We start from the raw sequence: 21,868 nt of genomic DNA on the forward strand, positions 1-21,868 counted from the left end.
CCGGGCCTTTTTATTGGCCATTCGCAGGCCTTTTTTTATCCTACATTCACGAACCGTTGCAACTTCAAAAATCCCAGTTCATCCCATTCCCATTTTGATAACCCGCTGATTCAGGTAATTTTGTCGTCGTTCGGAATGCATTCGCGTTCATTCGCGGCCATTCGTGAACATTCGCGTACATGTAATATTCGCGTTTCGTTAACTGATCCGTGATTAACTTTGTCTCAGGTTTTTCGCCTGACTGTTTTTGGATTAATTGTTGATATTCTGACCTTTGGGTGTTAATGAAATTAACAATACTACAAAACGGTAACAAAAAGTCCGGAAAACCGTTTTATATTAAAGCACTAAAACCTTCAACGATGAAAAAAGCTTTACACAGGAGTTTGTTTGTACTGGCACTGCTGTTCACTGCTGGTATCGTTATGGCGCAAACTGCGCTGGCTCCTGATCAGAATCCCGACTATGCTGTAAGCAGGGCTAAGTACATGAAAGTTGCAGACTCCTTGAATACATACCAGGGCACAACTGCCCAGGAAACCTATAAGGCGATCGACTACCTGGCAGACAAAGCAGAGGCACGCGCCGAACGCCGTCAGTTCCGTCAGCAACTCAGAATGGAGAGAGCCCGCAACGGTAATTACGGTTATTACAATAATGACTGGTATTATCCTTCCATGAATTTCAATTACAACAACCGCTGGGGGCGTTATAATAATTTCAACAACTTCTATTCCCCTTACCGTTTTAACCGCCGCAGTAATTTCAACTGGGGGCTTAACTTCGGATGGGGATGGTAAAAAAGTTTAAAAGTTTAATAGTTTAATAGTTTAACGGTTTTCACATTGTATGATTAACTCTTAAACTTTTAAACAATTAAGCTTTTAAACCAAACCCTCGAACTGTGTTCAATAACAATCTTTAAACATAACCAACCGCGTAATTCGCGAGCATTCGCGGCTATTCGCGCTAATTCATGCAACATGAAAAAGAGTTTACTTATCTTTTTACCTCTCACTGCATTATTCTTCTTTACTAATTGTGCACATAAAGTAACAAGGATCGATCCATCAGAACAGATTGATCTGAGCGGACGTTGGAACAACACCGATTCAAGGCTTACAGCGGAAGAAATGACAAAAACAATTCTTGCTGAAAGATGGCTTACGGATTATATGGGAACAAAGAACGGTCAGCGTCCGACAGTGATCGTAGGAATGGTAAACAATAAAAGTCATGAGCATATCGAGGCAGAGACCTTCATCAAAGATATTGAGAACGCTTTCGTATCAACCGGCAGGGTAAGACTGGTGCAGGGTGGTAAAAAGCGCGAAGAACTCCGCGCGGAAAAAGCTGATCAGCAAACAAACGCAAGCTCCAGCACCATGAAAAAGTTTGGACTCGAACAGGGTGCTGATTTTATCCTGCAGGGATCTATCAACTCTATTGTTGATTCCCAGAAAAGAAAGAAAGTAGTTTACTACCAGATCAATCTTGAACTTACCAATATCGAAACAAACGAAGTTGTTTACGTTGGTGAGAAAAAGATCGCTAAATATGTAAAGAACTAAACCCCGCAACGCTGTTGCAAGTTTAAAAGTTTAAGAGTTCAATAGTTTGAAAGTTGATGTACTGGTAAGGTTTTCAACAGCAGAACTTAACCGATAAACTCTTAAACTATTGAACTCTTAACTTTTAACGTCGGGTTGATGTTCTGTTTTCCCAAAAATATTACTGGAGTAGTTACTGGCATTTTGCTGGCTGTAACGCTTGTTTCCTGCGCGACATATAATCAGCAGGTCGCAGGCTATTATACAAGCCTGCAATCCGGTGACTACAATAAGGCGGCCAAGGAGCTGGACAAGAGCAAGCTGCTGAAGAAAGACCGCAACAGGTTACTGTATCTGCTTGAGCGCGGAAAGGTTTGTCACCTGATGGCACAATGGGATAGCAGCAATACTTACTTTAATGAGGCTGATCTGTTAATGGAAACCGCACGTACTTCGGTGAAGGACGTTGCACTCGGTAATCTCCTCAACCCGATGATGCAGACCTATAAAGCGGAGGATTTCGAAAAGTATCTGGTCCATTATTATAAAGCCATCAATTATCTTCAACTGGGTCAAACCGAAGATGCGATCGTTGAAGCACGCCGTATCAGCCTGCGTACTTACGCACAGGAAGATAAGGTCGGCAATAAAGACAAATACAAAGAAGATGCATTCTCCTTAATGGTGCAGGGGATCATTTATGAAAAGGGCGGTGATGTGAACAATGCGTTTATCGCGTATCGTAATGCCGCTGATGTATTCCTGGATGGTAAGGGTGACTACTACGGAATAAAAATGCCGGAGCAACTCAAAAAAGATCTTTTAAGAACGGCCTATCTGAACGGGTTCACAGACGAACTCGGACGCTATGAAAGACTGTTGAACACTACTTATAACAGGGAGGACAAGTCTGCCGGTGGCGATCTCGTACTTTTCTGGGAAAGCGGTTCTGCCCCTATCAAAGCACAGCAGGATCTGTTCTTCTCCCTCTTCAAAGATTCCGGTGGCGGTTTCTTTTTTGCTGATGCAAATAATGCCTTCAATGTTCCGTTCGATTTCAGCAGCGGGTATAGTCGTGACAATCTTAAACTTGAAAACCTTCGCAGTTTCCGTGTAGCATTACCAAAATACGAAACGGTTGCTCCTGCCTATACAGGAGGGGTGGCGCAGATCGGTGGTGCTTCCGTGCGACTCGAAGCTGCAGAAGATGTAAATAACCTTGCCTTCGCAACGCTGCGCGAACGCATGCTTCGTGAATTATCTTCGACGCTGACCCGACTGGCGATCAAGAAACTGGCGGAGGCTGCCATCAGGCCGCCGGATAGAAAAGACACTTACGATAAGAATAAATCAGAAGAGCAAAAGAAGAAAGAACGCAAGGAAGATGCTACCCGCGAAGCCATCGCTTTGGGATTACAGCTCTTCAATTTTGCTTCTGAAAAAGCGGATACCCGCAACTGGCAAAGCCTTCCTCATACGATCTACTACGCCCGGATACCTCTTCAGCAGGGCGAAAACAATATCAGCCTTCAATTGAGCGGGCAACGTTCTATTACCGTGCCGGTAAAGGCTACCGGGCATGGGGGGCTGCAGGTAATGACGGTCAATACGATCAGGTAATCGTATTGATGGGGTTTTTTTCAACGGGAGGTCGAAGGGTCCGTTTACTTTTTTTGCCTTGATGCAAAAAAAGTAACAAAAAAAGATCAAGGCTACGCGCAAATAGCCAGCCCCGCACTCGATGCGGGGGCTAAAAATTATGGGCTTCACCTGGCACTAAAATAAACTCGCCGGGAAAGTATGTTGAATTGATTGGCGTGTTGGCTCAGACAATATTTTAGCGCCCTCGCCTTCGGCTCGTCGGTTACGCCCATAATTTTCTTAACGCCATTTGCGCTAGGCCGCCCCTTCTCAAAGCGGGCAGAAGGCCTTGACATAAGTGTAGCCTTACGGTTTTCGCTGGCTTTATTTCTTCTTTAGCATAAAAGTTAACTCGTCAAATTATAATACAGAATCGGGACTATAACGAATCTTCTCCGCAAACGCCTCCTCCTCTCTCAACGCCCCTGGCCTTGGAAAAAATGGCGTTAAGAAAATGGGAGGCTGGCACCGTCTGAGTCACACCGCAGGTGTGCGAAGGCGCCAAAAACTGTTTGAGCCAGCACGCCAAACGAACCGAAACACTCCTCCGGCGAGTTTTTTTGGTGCAGGTGACATCCTCCCATTTTTAGCCATTTTTTCCCAGCCTTGATTTTTTTTTGTTACTTTTTTTGCATCAAGGCAAAAAAAGTAAACGGAGTCTTCGACCTCCCGTCGAAAAAGAGAGGCATTGCCCCGTCCGGCAAAAAACCTAAACAGCGTCTTTCGACACTCCCGTCGAAAAAAAAGGCCTTGCCCCTCCGGCAAAAACGTAAACAGAGCCCTTCGACGCTCCCGTCGAAAAAAAGCGCCCTTGCCCGCCCGTCAAAACAAACACTCCACGGGCAGCGGGCCCCCTCCCGCTATTCACTACGCTGAATACTCGCTGTTAAAGCCTCATACACTCTCTGCAATTCCGGATGCGCCGCCAGTATCTCCAGATGCTTCGCGATGGTTCCATCATCGTGACGTATCGCAGGCCCCGTTTGTGCCTGCTTCGGCGATACTTCTTTAATACGCGAAACCGTCTCATCGATCAGGGGTAATAATTGGGCAAAGGCGATTCCCTCCCGTTTGCAATACTCTTCTGCTAAAGAAAAAAGATGATTGACAAAATTATTTACCACTACAGCTGCAACATGCAATTTCAACCGTTGCTCATCACTTGCGTCCGCAGGTGGATAGTATGAAACAGATAACGCAAGTTGTTCCAGCACCTGCTTTGCGATCTTATCATGCCCGTCTACATATACCGGGATATCCGGAAGACGGTTCATCTCTTTGCGGAGTGTCTGTAATGGATAAAAAACACCATAATGATCCGTTACCGTTCTTAAGACATCTGCCGGCACCGCAGCAGCTGTATGCGCAACCACTTTTCCCGGCAAACGCAGGTCCGCGGTGATCTCCTTTACCGCAGTATCAGATACCGCAATGATATATACATCGGCATTCTTGTTCAGCAGGCTGATATAGTTGGCCGACTCCGTATCCCACTCATATGCCAGCTGACTGGCTGCAGACGCATTGCGGCTTACTACCTGGAGTATTTCATGACCGGCACGTTTGAATTTTCTGCCAAGTATAGCAGCAGTATTACCTGAGCCAACGATAACGATATTCATAATTCAACCGGAAGTTTAGCAGTATTGAATAATTTTGTATCCAATGATGAAATTAGTACAAAAAATTGCAGTGGGTTATATCCGGGGCAAATTCAGGATATTATCAGCTGTTTCACCTTCAAAAACAGCAGAACAGGCCCTTAACCTGTTCTCCACACCGCAACGGCGAACAAAAGGACCTCTTCCTGCTGTTTTCAGTACAGCCGAAAAACTATATTTCCCGTTTGAACATTATCATATCAACGGATTCAGATGGAATGGCGGCGCAGCAAAACGCGCATTGGTGATCCATGGGTTTGAATCATCTATGATCAATTTTGACAAATACATCCAGGGATTTCTCGACAAAGGCTACGAAGTGCTCGCCTTTGACGCACCAGCACATGGACGCAGCAGCGGAAAACGGGTAAATGCCCTGCAATACTGCAATTTCATTCAGCAGATCTGCCGTCAGTACGGGCCAATGGATGCGTTTATTGCGCATTCCCTCGGCGGACTCGCCCTGTGTATGGCGCTGGCGGAGATGGGAACAGAGAAAAAGCCGCGTATGGCGTTGATCGCACCGGCAACAGAAACCGAAACACTGGTCAACCAGTTTTTTCAGTTTATCCGGCTTAAGCGACCTGAAGTGCGGGAAGAGTTTGAAAAGATCATCATCCGCGTCGGCGGACAACCAACTGCATGGTTCTCCATTGGCAGAACACTCGACTACTTTGACGCAGACATTCTATGGATACATGACGAAGATGATAAGATCACCCCTGTTGAAGATGCGTTGAAGATAAGAGACAGTCACCGGCCAAATATCCGCTTTGAGATCACGCAGGATCTTGGCCATAATAAGATCTACAGAGACACAGTTGTGAGAAATACGGTGCTGGATTTTTTCGATACTGTTCAGGAAACAGCTTCCTGATCTGTATGCTAAGGAAGCAATTGAACGGGCCGCCGGCAACAACCATAGCCTGTCGGCGAACAGCAATGATGTTCTTCCGGGCGAACCCCGGGCTGCCTGCATTTCAACTCACATTGCTGCGCGCAGAATACAGGCGAAAGAAAAACACAGATCAGAAGGGCAACGAATTTCATTGAAAAAGTTTGCCCCAAAGCTATTATCCCAAAACAGCCATGGTCGGCCAAACTCTCTCAAACGGAAGATCCGCTTACTCAAACGGAAAATTCATCTTCCCATCCATTCTTTAAAATCTGCCGCTTTTTCCTTGCTGACATATATCTCGCGATCAATAGATGGCTGAACAGAAACGCGAAGCCGGCTGTTCACGTCATTCTCAAAACTGATCACCGATTTCACATGTATGATAAATGCCCTGTTTGCCCGGTAGAACTGTCTCGGATCGATCATCCCTTCCAGGTCATCAAGCGCATAATCCAGCACATATTTTATTCCCTGCCAGCAAACGAGGAAAACGATCTTCCCTTCACTGTAGAAATAGGAGACCTCTTCCATCAATACCGGAAGATATTTCTGACCTCTTTTTACCAGGAAACGATCCCGCTTATACAGATCGGGCAACAATTGTTGATACACCGAAGTTTTTTGCTCGAATAGTTCTTTGAACCCTTTGAACTTTTCAATGCTTTTCTTCAGGTCATCTTTTCTGATCGGTTTTGTGAGATAGGCGATACTGTTATAATTGAAGGCTTCCAGGGCAAATTCATTGTAGGAAGTAGTGAATATAATGCCGCAGGCGGGATTGATCCTTTTTAATAATTGAAAACAATTGCCATCACTGAGTTCAATATCCATGAACACCAGTGCTGGCGGATGATTATGTTTGAACCACTCGACACCCTCTTCCACGCTTTCTATCATTCCGCAGACCTGGATGGCAGGGTCTATGGCCTGCAACATGGACGCAAGACGTTCCGCTCCCGGGCGCTCGTCCTCAATGATCAATACGTTCATATTCTTTACTTTTTTTAAACGGCAATCTCACCACAAATGAGTCTCCCTCTTTACCGGCGAATACCTGTCCTATCCCAAGCAACCTGTAACGCTGAGACAGGTTAAACAGGCCGGTGTATTCAGATTGAACAGGTTCCACTTTGGGCTGCAAACGGTTTTTCACCAACAGTCCGTCCTTGTGCACTTCGATCAGCACCCTGAGCGGCATTCGTGAAGAAACCACATTATGCTTTACGGCATTTTCGACGAGCAGCTGAAGCGTCAACGGAGGCAGTAACTGTTCCTCCGCGCCATCTTTGTATAACACGTCCAGCGAAAAATTTTCATTGAAGCGGGTTCGCAATAGTGCCGTGTATGAATGGATAAAACTGATCTCCTGGCCAAGATCAATCAGCGGATACTGATTCATGCGGAGAAGATAGCGGTACACATCCGCCATCTCCAGCGCAAACGCTTCTGCTTTCTCCGCATCCTTCGGGATCAGCGCAGTAAGCGTGTTCAGCGTATTGAAAAGGAAATGAGGGTTCACCTGATCTCGGAGCGAATTGAACTGGCCATACAATGTCGCCTGCCGCAGATCACTTGCTTCTTTGAAAGATTTCTTCCACTCCTTAAAAAAATAAATCGACTCGTACGTAGCAGAAATAAAAAGGCAATAGAAGATATTTTGTCCGACGATCCGCAGGTAAGAATATACACTCCCGGATGGTCCGGCTGTATTACCGTAGACATTGATCAGCTCGCCAAGATAAAACCTGGTAAACGGAGAGATTGCAACGATCGCAAGTGTCATTCCTCCTACAAACAAAAGGCGCTGCCGCGTATACCGGATCCCGGGATACATGCGTCTAGCCTGCCAGATACAAAGCCGTAGCAATTCCCAGACGATGAAGGTGGACACCACAACATAGATGATCAGGCGGCCTGAAGATATTTCGTTTGCAAAAAGAGAAGACGGATAGAAACAGAAGATCGCTACCACACTGATCAGTAGTTGCCCGCCTATCCGCAACGAAGTATCCCTCATCATTCAAGCTTTTCTGGAAGGTATATGAAAGCGGTTTGTACTGTTGCTAAAACAGGATGCAACGTCGAAATCCCTGCTTCAACTGTATAAATTCTATCTTTGTGCAGTTATCAGGCGATGGTTAAGCCGCCCGGATTCGTGAGAGACCATAGCCATCGACTTAAAGCCAGCATGGCGTATAAGTATCGCAAAGGACGCAAAGTAAGCGCTAAGGGCGCAGAGGATTCTTAGCGTACTTGGCGCGTACTTTGCGCTCTCTGCGATACTTATACGCAAGTTGAAACGCTAAAATCAACCATCGAACCTAAACACGATGCCGTATGAAGAAAAAAACGCTGATCCTTCTGCCCGGGCTTTCCCGCTTTCCGTTAGCAATCATGTTGCTACTATGTTTCCTCAGCATTATTTTCGTTGCTATGAAATCCCCGGAAAAAGAAAAATACGACTATCTCGCGCTCGGTGACTCCTATACCATTGGTGAAAAAGTGCCGGCAGAAGAGAATTTCCCCAATCAGTTAGTCAGGATCATGCGGGAAAAAGGAAAGAATTTCTCCGCTCCGCGGATCATTGCCACTACCGGTTGGACGACCGGCGAACTTCAGGCTGCGGTTACAAAAGCCCGCATCAGGAAGAAGTATGATTTTGTCACCTTATTAATAGGTGTAAATAATCAGTACCGCGGGTTGAAAGTGGTGGACTACATCCCTGAATTTGAAAAATTGCTGCAGCAGGCCATTCATTTTGCGGGAAATGACACATCCCATGTGGTGGTTTTATCGATCCCCGACTGGGGTGTAACGCCCTTTGCGGAGGGCCGGGACCGCCAGCAGATCGCAAAAGATATCGATGCCTACAACGCCGCCAATCGCCTGATCACAGAAAAGTACGGCATACATTATATAGATATCACTCCCGGAACCAGGAAAGCCTCCTCCGATGCCAGTCTTCTTGCTGAAGATGGCCTGCATCCATCCGGCAAAGCCTATGGTGAATGGGCCGCGGAAATCGGTAAATACATCCTGCCAAAAACAAAAAAATAACAGTCGCCGCCGTTTAAACACCCGGATATTTCCTGCCCGCACAACGCATTTTTTCAGAAAAAAATGTGTACCCCGTTTCGCGAAAAAAGTAAACAACCCTGAAACCCTTTACCAGCAAGGGTTTCAGAGAGTGAAATAAGTGCCCGGATGACCCTCTGAAGGGTATCTGCGGAATGGTTTACAAATTTTTTTATTATTCTTGTTCTAACTTGCGACCACTACTGGGCCTCCAATTTGATTTTGCGACGAGAATTTCCCATGTTTCAAAATTGAATTTCCGGCACACTAACAGGTGGTCATTTTATTTAATTACGGTGAGAATATGGCGAAAAACCTATTGATTGTAGAAAGCCCTGCGAAAGCGAAAACGATCGAAAAGATCCTGGGAAATGACTTCCAGGTGAAGAGCTGTTTCGGGCATATCCGCGACCTGGAGAAAGCAGGCATGGGGATAGATATAGAAAAAAATTACGAACCGAGATACATTATTCCGGAAGATAAAGAACGCGTCGTAAAAGAGCTTAAAACCCTGGCAAACAAGTCGCAAGAGGTTTGGCTCGCAACGGATGAGGACCGCGAAGGTGAGGCGATCAGCTGGCATTTATGTGAGGTGCTGGGCCTTGACCCTTATACCACCAAGCGGATCGTTTTCCATGAGATCACCAAACCTGCAATCCAGGCTGCCGTTCAGAATCCGCGCAAGCTGGATATGAACCTGGTTATGGCCCAGCAGGCACGACGCATCCTCGACCGCATCGTAGGCTTTGAGCTAAGCCCGGTGCTCTGGCGTAAGATGAGTATGCGCAACAACCTCAGCGCCGGACGCGTGCAGAGCGTTGCCGTACGCCTGATCGCAGAACGCGAACGGGAGATCAATTCATTCATCCCGACCAGTTCGTTCAAAGTAGAAGGACTTTTCACTGCAAAAGATCTCAGCGATAAAAATGTTCCCTTCTCCGCAGAAGGAAAAAAACAATCACGCGCAGAAGATGCTGAAGCTTTCCTGAACAGCTGCGTTGGCGCCACTTATAAAGTGACGGACATACAGGTAAAACCTGGTAAACGCTCCCCTGCGCCGCCGTTCACTACGTCAACATTGCAACAGGAAGCATCCCGCAAACTTGGCTATGGCGTATCCAGAACCATGCAGATCGCACAAAGGCTGTACGAAAATGGTCATATTACCTACATGCGTACAGACAGCGTGAACCTGAGCAATACAGCGCTCGGCGATATTACCGCAACCGTTAAAGGCCTGTATGGTGATAAATATCATCAGTTCCGCAAATACAAGAACAAGAACGAAAGCGCACAGGAAGCTCACGAAGCGATCAGGCCCACTTACATGCATAATACAACAGTGGAAGATCCTGAATGGAAGCGACTTTACGAATTGATCTGGAAGCGCACCATGGCAAGCCAGATGGCAGATGCCGAACTGGAAAAAACAACAGCAAAGATCGAGATCTCCACCAATAAGGAAGAACTCACCGCCTCCGGTGAAGTATTGAAGTTTGATGGATTCCTTAAAGTATATCGTGAAGACAAGGATGAAGATGAGGTGAATGAAGACGAAACAAAAGAAGGCATGCTGCCTCCGTTGACCGTTGGCCAGCAACTGCCGCTTCGTGAATTGAAAGCAACTGAACGTTTTACCCGCCCATTGCCACGCTATACGGAAGCTTCGCTGGTTAAAAAGATGGAAGAGCTTGGCATTGGCCGTCCATCAACCTATGCACCCACGATCTCCACGATCCTGAAAAGAGGTTATGTGGAAAAACGTGACAAGGAAGGTATACGCAGGGACTTCCGTGTACTCGTTCTCAAAAATGATACACTTTCCAAAGAAGTCGAACAGGAGAATACCGGCGCGGAGAAGTCCAAGCTATTCCCGTCTGATCTCGGACTGGTTGTTACAGACTTCCTGAAGCAATATTTTGATGACATCATGGATTATGGCTTCACTGCCAAGATCGAAGAAGAATTTGATGACGTTGCCGATGGAAAACTGAAGTGGAATAAAATGATCGATGAGTTCTACAGCCCGTTCAAAAAGGATGTAGACAACACCATAGAAAATGCAGAACGGATCAAAGGCGAGCGTGAACTGGGTCTTGATCCGGAATCGGGCAAACCTGTTGTGGCACGCATGGGCCGTTATGGCCCCATGGTACAGATCGGCAGTGCTGAAGATGAAGATAAACCAAGGTTTGCCAAGATCCCTACCGGCCAGAGCATTGAAACCATCACTTATGACGAAGCGATGGAACTTTTCAAATTGCAGGGAACATTTGGTCAGTATGAAGACAAGGATATCTCTGTGAACGTTGGCCGTTTTGGCCCTTATGTGAAATGGGGGGAAGACTATATCTCCATTCCAAGAGGAACAGATCTCGCAACGGTTGACCTTGATCGTGCCATTCAACTGATCAAAGAAAAACAACAAGCCGATGCTCCGGTTGGCTTTTACGAAGAAAAACCAATCACCAAAGGCAAAGGCCGTTTCGGTCCTTTTATCAAATGGGATGGCATGTTCATCAACGTTCCGCGCCGATACGATTTCGATACATTGACGCAGGCAGATATGAATGAGCTGATCGACGGAAAAGTGAAAAAAGAAGCAAATCGCTTTATCCAGCGCTGGGCTGATGAAAACATTGCGTTGGAAAATGGCCGCTGGGGTCCCTTCATCCGCTTTGGTAAAAAAATGCTGAAGATCCCGAAGAAAGCAGATGACACCAAGTACACGCCTGAAGAAGCTGCACAGTTCAACCTCGAAGACGTGAAGAAAATGATCGAAGCAGAAGTGCCCGGCGCATTTGCAAAGAAAACAAAAGCACCAGCTAAAAAAGCAGCCAGGAAAACAGCAACGAAAAAGACTGCAACGAAGAAAGCCGCAAAGAAGAAGTAAGCTTCGCGTATAAGTTTAAAGGTTTAATAGTTTTAATGTTTAAAAGTTACCCGACAACTTTTAAACATTAAAACTATTAAACCTTTAAACTTATATATATCCTCTATTTTTACAAAAACCATTCGCCCATGAAACGCTCCTACTGGGAAAATATCGCCCCCGAATATGATGAAGAGATCTTTGACGTGCGCGCGCAGGATAAAAAAGGACTGATCACCAAAGAGATCAATAAAATAGCAGGTAAAGATAAATCCATTGTTGATATAGGATGTGCAGTAGGCAAATGGTTGCCTGTTCTCTCCCCTGCTTTTGCAAAGGTCCATGCCATTGATATCTCTGCAAAGAATCTATCGATTGCAAAGAAAAATTATAAGGATCTGCAGAACGTTACCTACCAGCGTTCAGACATGTCTTCCGCCAAACCTCCCTTCTCCGGCTATGATGCGGCGCTCTGCGTGAATGCGATACTCTCCGAATCTCTGATGAAGCGCCAGCGTTTCTTCTACAATATCAATAAAAGCCTGAAAAAAGACGGGCACCTTGTCCTCGTTGTCCCTTCACTTGAATCATGGTTACTCACGCGCATAATACAACATCAGTGGAAGATCGATAAAAAACTCTTCCAGCAAAAGCTACCAGTGGTTGAAGCTGCTAAACGATACGCCGATCTTCAACAGGGAAATGTCGAGATCGATGATGTGGCAACAAAACACTATCTCGGTGATGAACTGGATCTTCTCCTGTCAAGATCAGGCTTCGAATTAGTCACAAGAAAAAAGATCAACTACGATTGGAACACCGAATTTGTTGAAGCGCCATCCTGGCTGCAACAACCACAACCCTGGGACTGGATGGCGGTGGCCCGCAAGATAAAGTGATGCGCATACGCAAGTAAAAATTCAAAAGTAAAAATTAAAAAAGTATGCTCAAATAAGGGGATACAATTACTGCTTTCCCGAAGTGTTTTTTAATTTTTACTTTTGAATTTTTACTTTAATCCACTTGCTGTGGAAAAGTTTCACTCCTTTGTTTCCCTTGCATTGACCAAATTGCATCATTGGAGAACAACAAGGAAATATCAGCGCTGTTTCATTTAATAGACGATCCGGACGAAGAAGTTTTTGATGCAGTATCGGAAAAGATCGTTGGTTATGGGAAACCTATCATCCCCAGTCTCGAGCATCTTTGGGAAACGACTCCCGACGAAGGAATACAGGAACGTATCGAATTACTCATTCACAAGCTGCATTATCGTGATCTGTCGGAAGACTTCCGCCAATGGAATGTTGCCGGTCATCATGATCTTTTGCTTGGCGCATTGCTTGTTGCGAAATTCCAGTATCCAGATCTTTCCACAGCGCCTGTATTGCAGGAAGTGGAAAAGGTACGCAGGAACATCTGGCTTGAGCTGAACAATTATCTCACCCCGCTTGAGCAGATCAGGATCGTGACCAGCATACTTTATAATTATTACGGCCTCAAAGGCAGTGAAATGAGCAGTAAGGAGCCCAATGACTTTCTTCTGCACAAAACGCTGGAAACAAAGCGCGGCAACCAGGTGAGCAATGCGATCCTTTACCTGCTGCTTTGCGAACTATTGGATATTCCCGTCAGAGCGGTCAATATCCCGCAACAGTGCATTATTGCCTACTTCAAACCCGGCTATTCGGCGGACATTCTGCCCGATCCGCTTGGAAAAGTAGAATTCTTTATAGACCCCACGTCGGGTCAGGTATTCTCTCACCAGGACCTGGAAAACTACTTTCAGCGTATCTCTGTAACGCCGGACCCCGGCTTCTTCAAACCTCTTAAAAACAAAGAGATGATCCAGCGCCTGCTGGAAGAATTCGGGAAATGCTTCACCTCCGAAGCCGATGCCTACAAGCAAAAAGAACTGGCAGAGCTGGCATCACTTTTGGACTGACGACAGGGTCATCTTTGTCTTCACCCAAAAATTTTCTTTATGAAAATCGACATTGGCATTTCTGAGAAAAACAGGCAGGCAGTTGCCGAACAACTCAACAAACTGCTGGCAGACGAACACGTATTGTATAACAAGACCCGCAACTATCACTGGAGTGTGGAAGGACCGAGCTTTATGGAATTCCACAAGCTTTACGAGGGCCAGTACGATCAACTCGCGGAAATGATCGATGAGGTAGCAGAACGCATCCGTACCATCGGTCACTTTGCCGAAGGCCGTTTAAAAGAACTCCTCAAACTGGCTTCACTCGAAGAACCCGAAGTTCCCGTAGATCAGCCTTCACAGATCGATAACCTCACTTCCGATCACGAAACCATCATCCATCGCCTTCGCTCCCTTATCACCGACTTTGACGAAAAATACAAAGACATCGGCAGCAGCGATTTCTGCACCGGCCTGCTGAAACAGCACGAGAAAATGGCCTGGATGCTGCGCAGCTACAGGAAGAGATAATTCAAAAGTAAAAATTAAAAAATAGCTCAAGTAGTCAGGAATTGCTTCTGACCGCTTGAGCTATTTTTTAATTTTTACTTTTTAATTTTTACTTCCCTAAAGGCTCCACCCCTGGCGATATTCCCTCTTCACGAACTGATTCGCTTCATCAAAGTTGGTGATCTTCATATTCTTTGCATCCCACAGTAGTTTTTTGCGTCCAAGGTATTTATCATCCCAACCTTTGAGACGTGGGTTCAGCATCATCCAGCTGCGGATGGCCAGGTTGCCCATGAGAATGCTCTCTGTGAATGGACCGGCGTATTCGAACGGAGAGCTGGTTACTCCTTTTCCGTGGCCGGCGATACAAGCATTTACCCACTGGATATAGTGACCTTCCGGAACGCGTTTGATCGTTTCCTTTGGCATTTTCTTTTCCTGCATCAGCTTTGTCGGCAACAGTCGTGGATTGGCTCCATAACAGTCGATCAGCATCTTTCCTTTGGTGCCTACAAGCAAAGTACCGCCATCCCAGTTACCAAATGCTTCACCCGGGAGCAGTTCATCAGGGCGTGCAGGGAGCAATCCTCCGTCATGCCACGATACTTTGATCTTCTTGCCCGGCTTATCTTTTCTTGGATAAGTAAGATGTATGATAGAAGATGGCGGGCAGCTGTCCACATAGTTTCCTTCAGCCCACATGTCTTTCCAAATATTTGCCACGCTGCACTCTGCAGACTCAGGATAGTCGATCGGCAGGATACGGTAGATCGGGTCCATGATATGGCAGGCCATATCTCCCAATGCTCCGGTACCAAATGCCCACCATCCTCTCCAGTTAAATGGCAGATATGCCGGGTTATAATCGATCTTCTGGGCTGGTCCGAGCCACAGATCCCAGTCTAATTCTTTTGGCACATCAAAGCTGCCTTTCGGCGTGGGGATCCCCTGCGGCCATACAGGCCGGTTTGTCCATGCATGCGCTTCCACCACCTCACCGATCATCCCTGCGTCATACATTTCTTTTGCTTTGCGAACCCCATCACCAGAGCCGCCCTGGTTGCCCATTTGTGTTACGACCTTATATTTTTTGGCAGCCTCTGTAAGCATACGCGCCTCATAGATATCATGCGTCAACGGCTTTTGTGTATATACGTGTTTACCCAACTGCATGGCTGCGATCGTGGCCACGGCGTGTGTGTTGTCCGGTGTTGATACGGAAACAGCATCAATATTATTCTTCTCTTTCGACAGCATTTCCCGGAAATCTTTATAGTAACTGGCTTTCGGGAATTTCTCTCTTGTTTTGGCAGACTCCCTGTCATCCACATCAACGAGGGATACTATATTGACATTCGGGCTTTTGGCAAATTCGGCAAGATCACTCGCTCCTTTACCACCTGCGCCGATCCCGGCGATGTTCAGTTTATCACTGGGTGCGACAAACCCTTTTCCTCCCAACACATGCCGGGGAAGGATCAATACACCTGCACCGAATACGGCTGATTGCTGGATAAAGCGACGACGTGAATTATCGTTCTGCTGCGGTTTTCTCATTTAGCAAATTTTGGATTAAGGTAGTGAAAAACTTTATAGTTTGCAGCTAGTTTCCCGCAGATTTAACCTGATCAATGCACAGATACGCAGATATCTTTCCACTATCAGACACTGATCTGCGTTTCTGCGCATTTCAGCATAAATCTGCGGGAGCATAATTCACTGATTCGTTAGTAAAAAAATAAGTACATGGACATGACGACAACAAGCATCAGTTGGGATGATTTCGAAAAAGTAGATATGCGTGCCGGGACGATCGTTGAGGTAAATGATTTTCCCAAAGCAAAAAGACCTGCTTATAAATTAAGGATTGATTTCGGGGGCGAACTTGGCATCAGGCAATCATCCGCACAGATCACAACGCTATATTCAAAAGAAGAATTGCTCAATAAACAGGTGATCGCAGTGGTGAACTTTCCTCCGAAGCAGATCGCCGATTTCATGAGCCAGTGCCTGGTGCTCGGTGTATATGATGAGAACAAAAATGTAATTTTATTACAACCCGCACAGCCGGTCTCAAACGGAATGAAAGTTGGATAACCTCTCCTCCACATATTATCAGTCGCCGCTCGGCTTTCTGAAGATCTCAGGCACGCCTGATTTTATCAGTGAAGTCAGCTTCCGCGATCAGGCGCCTGCGCAGGAAGAGATCAACCATGATCCCGCACCATTACTGGTGGAATGCCTGGAACAGCTGATGCAGTACTTCGATGGTCAGCGGCTTATCTTTGAGCTACCGTTAAATCAGCACGGCACGAACTTTCAGCAGCAAACCTGGAACCTGCTGACGGGCATTCCATTTGGCAAAACGATCAGCTACCTCCAGCTGGCTATCAGCACAGGCGATCCGAAAGCAACAAGGGCTGTAGCGAATGCAAACGGCCGGAACAATATCGCGATCATCGTTCCCTGCCATCGCGTGATCGGCTCCAATCGTGAACTCACGGGATATGCCGGAGGATTATGGAGAAAGAGATGGCTGCTGGAGCATGAGACGAAGGTGATGTATGGGGTGCAGACGTTGTTTTAGGGAAGAAAAGTTTAAAAGTTTAATGGTTTAAAGGTTTAATAGTTAAAACGCCCCGGTCGTCTCGGGAATCTTAAACTTTCAAACCTGTCAAAACTATTAAACTTTTAAACCATTAAACTTTTAAACTTTTTTCCCCCTCTTCACTTCAACTGCTTTTCCGAAAACGCAAACGGCAACAGGTCACTCACACTTTTCAGCACGATGACTTCTCCGGTTTGTCCGCTCAGAATGAGCCGCATGGGCTTTCCTCCCCGGCCTTCATATTCCAGCAGGGCCTGACGGCACATGCCGCAGGGTGAGACAGGCGTATCGCTATCTCCGTTTTCGTTGTGATAACTGACAGCCATTACTTCGAGTGGCAGGCCTGGAAAGATGGATGAGGCCGTTGACAGCAATGTGCGTTCTGCGCAAATTCCAACGGGATAAGAAGCGTTCTCCTGGTTGGTCCCTTTGACAATACCTTTTTCGGTACGGGCTGCTGCTCCTACACGGAAATGCGAATAAGGCGCATAGGCATGTGCGGTAACTTTTCTTGCCTCTGCCAGTAATGCTGCATCTTCAGCCGGCAGCTCGCTTATATCGTTGTATAATTCGTAGTCGATCTGAATTTTCTTATCGCTCATAACAAATCCTTATAAAGACAAAAATGCCCCGGGGAAAATTCCGGGGCATTTAAAGTTAGGTCAATTTATTTAATAATGTTGAAGAGTCTTTTCCAACGAGGTCCTCCATCCCAACTGAACCAGATCATCCATGCTTTACCTACGATCCGGTCTTCCGGTACAAAGCCCCATTTGCGGCTGTCCTGTGACCCCTGGCGATTATCTCCCATCATCCAGAAATAGTCCATTTGAAAAGTATAGCTGCTGTTCTCCTGTCCGTTGATGAAGTACTTGCCATTTCTTTCTTCAAGGTCGGTATGTTCATACTTCCTGATCGCACGCTCATAGATATGGAAATTCTCGGGAGTGAGTTGAATGGTTGTTCCTTTCTTTGGAACCCATACCGGTCCGAAATTATCCATCGTCCAGTTGTGCACAGTATCATAAGGGAACACATCACGCTCCTGCGTATCCCATGGCTCGATCGTTTTGATCAAACCATTCTTCTGCATTTTATCCTTTGCGGCAATGGTCAGCAGCATACGGTATACATTACCACCCATGCTGATGATCTCCTGTTTATCAAAATCAACATCATACTCAGTCTTCATTACGTCCATATCGAGGGCGGGCGCAGTTACTTCTACTTTGTAATTGAGTTCGGAATACGCAGGCGGCTCCTGGCGGACGCCGTTCAGGTAAACCACGTTATGTTTTACTTCGATGGAATCGCCGGCAACCGCCACGCAGCGTTTGATATAGTTATCTGTTTTATCAACCGGGTGTGATACCACCGGATAATTCTCCCGGTCAGCCAGGATCATCTTAGCATCCCTGTCGCCACGGTCAGCCATCCGTTTGATATCAATATAGGGAGTGAGAGACTCAAATCCTTCTTTATGGATCACGGTATCGCCGGCAGGGAAATTGAATACCACTACATCATTTCTTTTGGGCATGCTGCCAAACCAGCGGATATACGGCAACTGAACCAATTCGGAATAAGACTTACCATTTGTCACCGGCATATAGTTATGTACAAACGGCACCGATAAAGGGGTATTCGGAATACGCGGGCCATAGCTGAGCTTGCTTACAAAAAGAAAATCTTTCACCAGCAGGGTCTTCTCCATGGATCCTGAAGGGATCGTGTATGCTTCAAAAATAAATGTACGGATCAGCGTTGCCGCCACTACCGCAAATACTGCTGCATCCACCCACTCTCTCCAGGCTGGCTTCTGATACAGCTTTACCGTTTGCGGTCCTACAAATCTTGTATCAGGTTTCGACGCTATATAAGGGAAATAAATGAACGGAAGCAAAGACGCCATGGTGTGCGCGCCAAAAGAATACTTGGCAAACACTTTCGCAAATTCGATAAAGATACCAGGTGTGATAAACCAGCCGATCACCGGAATGAACTGCCAGAATACCCAATGCTTCGGACGCTGAGCAATCTCCTGCATCACCCAGGTATTATAAAAAGGAACATATGCTTTCCAGGCTGGAACTTTCGCCTTGACAAACAATTTCGCCAATCCGAAAGACGGAAGGAATACGAGTAATGTGCTTATCAGGTAGATAATGAGTAAATGTTTTAAAGGCATGAGCCTGAATTTATTTTAAACGAACAAGTTACGATTCCTAACGTTGTCAGTGCGTAAATGATATGCTAATTAACGATCATCGAATTAAAAATGCAAAAGTAAAAATTAAAAAATCCCTGACTTTCGAAACTGCTTCGATCCCTCAGCGTCTATTTTTTAATTTTTACTTTTGAATTTTTAATTTTATCTGGGCATTACATAACTTTTCACATCCTCACCCGTAATACTTTTTGCAGAAAGGATCACCAGTCGCTCCACTACGTTGCGCAGTTCGCGGATATTACCCGTCCAGTTGTATTCCTGTAAAAGTTTCAGCGCATCGTCGTCAATGCTCTTTTTCACAATGCCATAATCGGCACAAATATCTTCGAGGAATTGATCGACCAGCATCGGGATGTCATCACGGCGATCATTCAGAGAAGGTACATGGATCAGGATCACGCTTAAGCGGTGGTAAAGATCGAGACGGAAGTTCTTGTCATCCACTTCACCGAGCAGGTCTTTATTGGTAGCCGCGATCACGCGCACATCAACATTGATATCTTTATCAGCACCAACGCGGGTGATCTTGCCTTCCTGCAGAGCGCGCAGCACTTTTGCCTGTGCGCTGAGGCTCATATCACCGATCTCATCGAGGAAGAGTGTGCCACCGTTCGCCTGCTCAAATTTACCGATGCGTTGTTTGATGGCAGAAGTGAATGACCCTTTTTCATGACCAAACAGTTCGCTTTCGATCAACTCGGTCGGGATCGCTGCGCAGTTCACTTCTACCAGCGGCCCTGCGTTACGGTTGCTTTTCTCGTGTACCCAGCGTGCTACAAGCTCCTTTCCCACCCCATTCTCTCCGGTGATCAGGATCCTGGCGTCTGTTGGGGCCACTTTATCGATCGTTTCTTTGATCTTCTGCATCGGGGCAGAGCCGCCTATCATCTCCTGCACGCGGCTTACCTTGCGTTTCAGCACTTTTGTTTCCGTTACCAGGCTTGTTCTCTCCATCGCATTGCGGATGGTGATCAGCAAACGGTTCAGATCCGGCGGCTTGGAGATATAATCGTAGGCTCCCTTCTTCACTGCCTCTACGGCAGTTTCGATGTTACCGTGCCCCGAGATCATAATGATCGGAATATCGGCATTGATCTCACCCGCCTTCTGCAGGAACTCAATGCCATCCAGCTTAGGCATTTTGATATCACACAGTACGAGGTCGTAAGTCTTCTCTTTAAACTTCTTTAATCCTTCCTCTCCATCAGATGCTTCATCAAGTTTATATCCTTCAAATGACAGGATCTCTGTCAAAGTCTTCCGGATCGCTTTTTCATCGTCAATGATCAGTATATCAGCCATTCATTCAGAGTTTAGTAGGCGCAAAAATAGCGGAAAGAAGGATTGATCGGTCAGATTCGTTGACCGTTGTCCGTTGACAGTTGTCCGGACCTAGTTACCGAAGCTTTAGTGCAGATTGATAGGCCAATTCGTCGGTTCACCATTTCATTCGGACAACAGTTAACGGTCAACGGACAATCAGCGCCTTAAGTTTGTTCAGCCTGAAAAACAAAGAGGCCGGATAGAAATCCAGCCTCGCTTTTAAAATCCAATATCCTATGAAAAACCATTACAAAGATGCACTTTTACATGCAAAACGCTGCATTACCTGACAAAAAAATATTAAGCGTAAATCTACGATTTGTTAATAACCACGGTGTTATCTGGCAGATTCAGCCTCTCAAATGACGTTTTGATGTAATAAAAAGCCCGCGTTTGCTGTATTTTATCAGCGAACGCGGGCAGAAATAATTTAGAAATGTGGATAACCTATTTCTTCAGATACATTACCTCTTTTACTAATTTAACTGTACGCTCGATGCTCGGAAGTGCTGCAGCTACCAGGTTTGGTGCATAGTGAAGCGGAGCATCAGCAGCCGTAATACGGCGGATCGGAGCATCCAGGTAGTCGAATCCTTCTTTCTGGATCACATAGCTGATCTCAGAGGAGACTGAGGCAAATGGCCACTGCTCTTCAACGATCACCAGGCGGTTTGTCTTTTTCACGCTTTCCAGGATGGTTTTCCAGTCGAGAGGACGGATCGTACGCAGATCGATCACTTCAGCGCTGATGCCTTCTTTTTCCAGTTCAGCCGCTGCGCCGAGTGCTACTTTCATCATTTTATTGAATGATACGATCGTTACATCGGTACCCTTTCTTTTCACATCAGCTTTTCCTAATTCGATATAGTATTCTTCTTCAGGGATCTCCATTTTATCGCCATACATCTGCTCACTTTCCATGAACATTACCGGATCTTCTTCATAACGGATGGCTTGTTTCAGCAGACCTTTCGCATCGTATCCATTGCTGGGGGAAACAACTTTGATACCCGGGATGTTAGCGTACATTGCTTCGAAAGCCGTTGAGTGCTGAGCACCGAGCTGACCGGCAGAACCGTTACCACCACGGAAAACGATCGGGCAGGAAATCTGTCCACCACTCATTGCCAGCATTTTAGAAGCTGTATTCAGGATCTGGTCAAGAGCCAGTACCGCGAAGTTCCAGGTCATGAACTCAACAACCGGGCGAAGGCCGTTCTGAGCGGCGCCAACGCCTACTGCGGTGAATCCTAATTCAGCGATCGGCGTATCGATAATACGCTTTGCACCAAATTCCGCCAGCATACCCTGGCTAACTTTATAAGCTCCGTTGTATTCTGCTACTTCTTCACCCATCAGGAAAACCCGTTCATCCCTTCTCATTTCTTCAGACATAGCTTCACGAAGAGCGTCACGGAATGCGATTGATCTTGCCATTTTTTCGGTTAGTTTTTTAAGAGGGGCAAAAATAAGCGAGATGGGGCGAAAAACCTAGAAGGAAAGTTGAAGAAGGGAAATGCAGGGGGGAGAGGAAGTTTAAATGTTTAAAAGTTTAAGAGTTTAAAAGTTTTAA

The 21,868-nt window shown here is 46.1% G+C and carries 19 protein-coding genes; 11 read left to right on the top strand and 8 right to left on the bottom strand.

What is annotated here, in order from left to right; all coding sequences use genetic code 11:
* Positions 1 to 362 precede the first annotated feature (362 nt).
* The 3 genes from LZZ85_RS24430 to LZZ85_RS24440 all read left to right on the top strand — a co-directional run bounded on the left by LZZ85_RS24430 (position 363) and on the right by LZZ85_RS24440 (position 3,170).
* Positions 363 to 800, top strand: coding sequence for a hypothetical protein (locus LZZ85_RS24430; protein WP_237876229.1), 438 nt, complete (start codon positions 363 to 365; stop codon positions 798 to 800).
* A gap of 183 nt (positions 801 to 983) precedes the next feature.
* Entirely contained in the window at positions 984 to 1,571 is a 588-nt protein-coding gene (locus LZZ85_RS24435) for a penicillin-binding protein activator LpoB (RefSeq protein ID WP_237876230.1), read from the top strand.
* A 138-nt stretch (positions 1,572 to 1,709) separates the two neighbouring features.
* Positions 1,710 to 3,170 carry a COG3014 family protein gene (locus LZZ85_RS24440; RefSeq protein WP_237876231.1) on the top strand — a complete coding sequence of 487 codons (1,461 nt, stop codon included), beginning with the start codon at positions 1,710 to 1,712 and terminating at the stop codon, positions 3,168 to 3,170.
* 881 nt (positions 3,171 to 4,051) lie between these two features.
* Here LZZ85_RS24440 and LZZ85_RS24445 read toward each other — a convergent pair.
* Positions 4,052 to 4,813, bottom strand: a complete 762-nt coding sequence (locus LZZ85_RS24445; protein ID WP_237876233.1) for a Rossmann-like and DUF2520 domain-containing protein — start codon at positions 4,811 to 4,813, stop codon at positions 4,052 to 4,054.
* A gap of 43 nt (positions 4,814 to 4,856) precedes the next feature.
* On the opposite strand from LZZ85_RS24445, the gene LZZ85_RS24450 reads away from it, so the two are divergent.
* Complete coding sequence (locus LZZ85_RS24450) at positions 4,857 to 5,729, top strand: alpha/beta hydrolase (protein ID WP_237876234.1); 873 nt, start codon at positions 4,857 to 4,859, stop codon at positions 5,727 to 5,729.
* Between the two features lie 264 nt (positions 5,730 to 5,993).
* Here LZZ85_RS24450 and LZZ85_RS24455 read toward each other — a convergent pair whose 3' ends face one another.
* Both LZZ85_RS24455 and LZZ85_RS24460 read right to left on the bottom strand, forming a co-directional pair.
* Positions 5,994 to 6,740 carry a LytR/AlgR family response regulator transcription factor gene (locus tag LZZ85_RS24455; protein WP_237876235.1) on the bottom strand — a complete coding sequence of 249 codons (747 nt, stop codon included), beginning with the start codon at positions 6,738 to 6,740 and terminating at the stop codon, positions 5,994 to 5,996.
* Entirely contained in the window at positions 6,721 to 7,770 is a 1,050-nt protein-coding gene (locus tag LZZ85_RS24460) for a sensor histidine kinase (protein ID WP_237876237.1), read from the bottom strand. The genes LZZ85_RS24455 and LZZ85_RS24460 overlap by 20 nt, the downstream gene beginning before the upstream one ends.
* Before the next feature lie 317 nt (positions 7,771 to 8,087).
* Between LZZ85_RS24460 and LZZ85_RS24465 the strand changes: the two genes are divergently transcribed.
* The 5 genes from LZZ85_RS24465 (at position 8,088) to LZZ85_RS24485 (ending at position 14,155) form a co-directional block, all read left to right on the top strand.
* Positions 8,088 to 8,807, top strand: a complete 720-nt coding sequence (locus tag LZZ85_RS24465) for an SGNH/GDSL hydrolase family protein (protein ID WP_237876238.1) — start codon at positions 8,088 to 8,090, stop codon at positions 8,805 to 8,807.
* A 322-nt stretch (positions 8,808 to 9,129) separates the two neighbouring features.
* Entirely contained in the window at positions 9,130 to 11,718 is a 2,589-nt protein-coding gene (gene topA / locus LZZ85_RS24470) for a type I DNA topoisomerase (protein WP_237876239.1), read from the top strand.
* A 128-nt stretch (positions 11,719 to 11,846) separates the two neighbouring features.
* A complete protein-coding gene (locus tag LZZ85_RS24475; RefSeq protein WP_237876240.1) occupies positions 11,847 to 12,596 on the top strand; it encodes a class I SAM-dependent methyltransferase in 750 nt (249 codons plus the stop codon).
* Between the two features lie 179 nt (positions 12,597 to 12,775).
* Positions 12,776 to 13,642: a transglutaminase-like domain-containing protein gene (locus LZZ85_RS24480; protein WP_237876241.1), complete on the top strand. Its 867-nt coding sequence runs from the start codon at positions 12,776 to 12,778 to the stop codon at positions 13,640 to 13,642.
* A 39-nt stretch (positions 13,643 to 13,681) separates the two neighbouring features.
* Positions 13,682 to 14,155 carry a Dps family protein gene (locus tag LZZ85_RS24485; RefSeq protein WP_237876243.1) on the top strand — a complete coding sequence of 158 codons (474 nt, stop codon included), beginning with the start codon at positions 13,682 to 13,684 and terminating at the stop codon, positions 14,153 to 14,155.
* 96 nt (positions 14,156 to 14,251) lie between these two features.
* Here LZZ85_RS24485 and LZZ85_RS24490 read toward each other — a convergent pair whose 3' ends face one another.
* Positions 14,252 to 15,691 (bottom strand): Gfo/Idh/MocA family protein, encoded by a 1,440-nt coding sequence (locus tag LZZ85_RS24490; protein ID WP_237876244.1) that lies wholly within the window; start codon positions 15,689 to 15,691, stop codon positions 14,252 to 14,254.
* A 189-nt stretch (positions 15,692 to 15,880) separates the two neighbouring features.
* Between LZZ85_RS24490 and LZZ85_RS24495 the strand changes: the two genes are divergently transcribed.
* Both LZZ85_RS24495 and LZZ85_RS24500 read left to right on the top strand, forming a co-directional pair.
* On the top strand, positions 15,881 to 16,231 hold the full coding sequence (locus tag LZZ85_RS24495) for a tRNA-binding protein (RefSeq protein ID WP_237876245.1): 351 nt from the start codon (positions 15,881 to 15,883) through the stop codon (positions 16,229 to 16,231).
* The gene (locus tag LZZ85_RS24500) at positions 16,224 to 16,721 is read left to right on the top strand and encodes a methylated-DNA--[protein]-cysteine S-methyltransferase (protein ID WP_237876246.1); all 498 of its coding nucleotides are present in this window, start codon (positions 16,224 to 16,226) and stop codon (positions 16,719 to 16,721) included. The genes LZZ85_RS24495 and LZZ85_RS24500 overlap by 8 nt, the downstream gene beginning before the upstream one ends.
* A gap of 140 nt (positions 16,722 to 16,861) precedes the next feature.
* Here LZZ85_RS24500 and LZZ85_RS24505 read toward each other — a convergent pair whose 3' ends face one another.
* The 4 genes from LZZ85_RS24505 to LZZ85_RS24520 all read right to left on the bottom strand — a co-directional run bounded on the left by LZZ85_RS24505 (position 16,862) and on the right by LZZ85_RS24520 (position 21,732).
* Positions 16,862 to 17,344, bottom strand: a complete 483-nt coding sequence (locus LZZ85_RS24505) for a cytidine deaminase (RefSeq protein ID WP_237876248.1) — start codon at positions 17,342 to 17,344, stop codon at positions 16,862 to 16,864.
* A gap of 65 nt (positions 17,345 to 17,409) precedes the next feature.
* Positions 17,410 to 18,930, bottom strand: coding sequence for a signal peptidase I (lepB, locus tag LZZ85_RS24510; RefSeq protein WP_237876249.1), 1,521 nt, complete (start codon positions 18,928 to 18,930; stop codon positions 17,410 to 17,412).
* Positions 18,931 to 19,113: 183 nt separating this feature from the next.
* On the bottom strand, positions 19,114 to 20,274 hold the full coding sequence (locus LZZ85_RS24515) for a sigma-54-dependent transcriptional regulator (RefSeq protein ID WP_237876250.1): 1,161 nt from the start codon (positions 20,272 to 20,274) through the stop codon (positions 19,114 to 19,116).
* Between the two features lie 468 nt (positions 20,275 to 20,742).
* Positions 20,743 to 21,732: a pyruvate dehydrogenase complex E1 component subunit beta gene (locus LZZ85_RS24520; protein ID WP_237876251.1), complete on the bottom strand. Its 990-nt coding sequence runs from the start codon at positions 21,730 to 21,732 to the stop codon at positions 20,743 to 20,745.
* Positions 21,733 to 21,868 lie beyond the last annotated feature (136 nt).

Origin of the sequence: Terrimonas ginsenosidimutans (assembly GCF_022012415.1) — a bacterium.
Classification (GTDB): Bacteria; Bacteroidota; Bacteroidia; order Chitinophagales; family Chitinophagaceae; genus Terrimonas_A; species Terrimonas_A ginsenosidimutans.

Coding starts and splice junctions, on each gene's coding strand:
- LZZ85_RS24455 (WP_237876235.1), bottom strand. CDS start 6,740: ATGAACGTATTGATCATTGAGGACGAGCGCCCGGGAGCGGAACGTCTT.
- LZZ85_RS24520 (WP_237876251.1), bottom strand. CDS start 21,732: ATGGCAAGATCAATCGCATTCCGTGACGCTCTTCGTGAAGCTATGTCT.
- LZZ85_RS24430 (WP_237876229.1), top strand. CDS start 363: ATGAAAAAAGCTTTACACAGGAGTTTGTTTGTACTGGCACTGCTGTTC.
- LZZ85_RS24490 (WP_237876244.1), bottom strand. CDS start 15,691: ATGAGAAAACCGCAGCAGAACGATAATTCACGTCGTCGCTTTATCCAG.
- LZZ85_RS24515 (WP_237876250.1), bottom strand. CDS start 20,274: ATGGCTGATATACTGATCATTGACGATGAAAAAGCGATCCGGAAGACT.
- topA (WP_237876239.1), top strand. CDS start 9,130: ATGGCGAAAAACCTATTGATTGTAGAAAGCCCTGCGAAAGCGAAAACG.
- LZZ85_RS24505 (WP_237876248.1), bottom strand. CDS start 17,344: ATGAGCGATAAGAAAATTCAGATCGACTACGAATTATACAACGATATA.
- LZZ85_RS24495 (WP_237876245.1), top strand. CDS start 15,881: ATGGACATGACGACAACAAGCATCAGTTGGGATGATTTCGAAAAAGTA.
- LZZ85_RS24475 (WP_237876240.1), top strand. CDS start 11,847: ATGAAACGCTCCTACTGGGAAAATATCGCCCCCGAATATGATGAAGAG.
- LZZ85_RS24460 (WP_237876237.1), bottom strand. CDS start 7,770: ATGATGAGGGATACTTCGTTGCGGATAGGCGGGCAACTACTGATCAGT.
- LZZ85_RS24450 (WP_237876234.1), top strand. CDS start 4,857: ATGATGAAATTAGTACAAAAAATTGCAGTGGGTTATATCCGGGGCAAA.
- LZZ85_RS24485 (WP_237876243.1), top strand. CDS start 13,682: ATGAAAATCGACATTGGCATTTCTGAGAAAAACAGGCAGGCAGTTGCC.
- LZZ85_RS24435 (WP_237876230.1), top strand. CDS start 984: ATGAAAAAGAGTTTACTTATCTTTTTACCTCTCACTGCATTATTCTTC.
- lepB (WP_237876249.1), bottom strand. CDS start 18,930: ATGCCTTTAAAACATTTACTCATTATCTACCTGATAAGCACATTACTC.
- LZZ85_RS24465 (WP_237876238.1), top strand. CDS start 8,088: ATGAAGAAAAAAACGCTGATCCTTCTGCCCGGGCTTTCCCGCTTTCCG.
- LZZ85_RS24440 (WP_237876231.1), top strand. CDS start 1,710: ATGTTCTGTTTTCCCAAAAATATTACTGGAGTAGTTACTGGCATTTTG.
- LZZ85_RS24445 (WP_237876233.1), bottom strand. CDS start 4,813: ATGAATATCGTTATCGTTGGCTCAGGTAATACTGCTGCTATACTTGGC.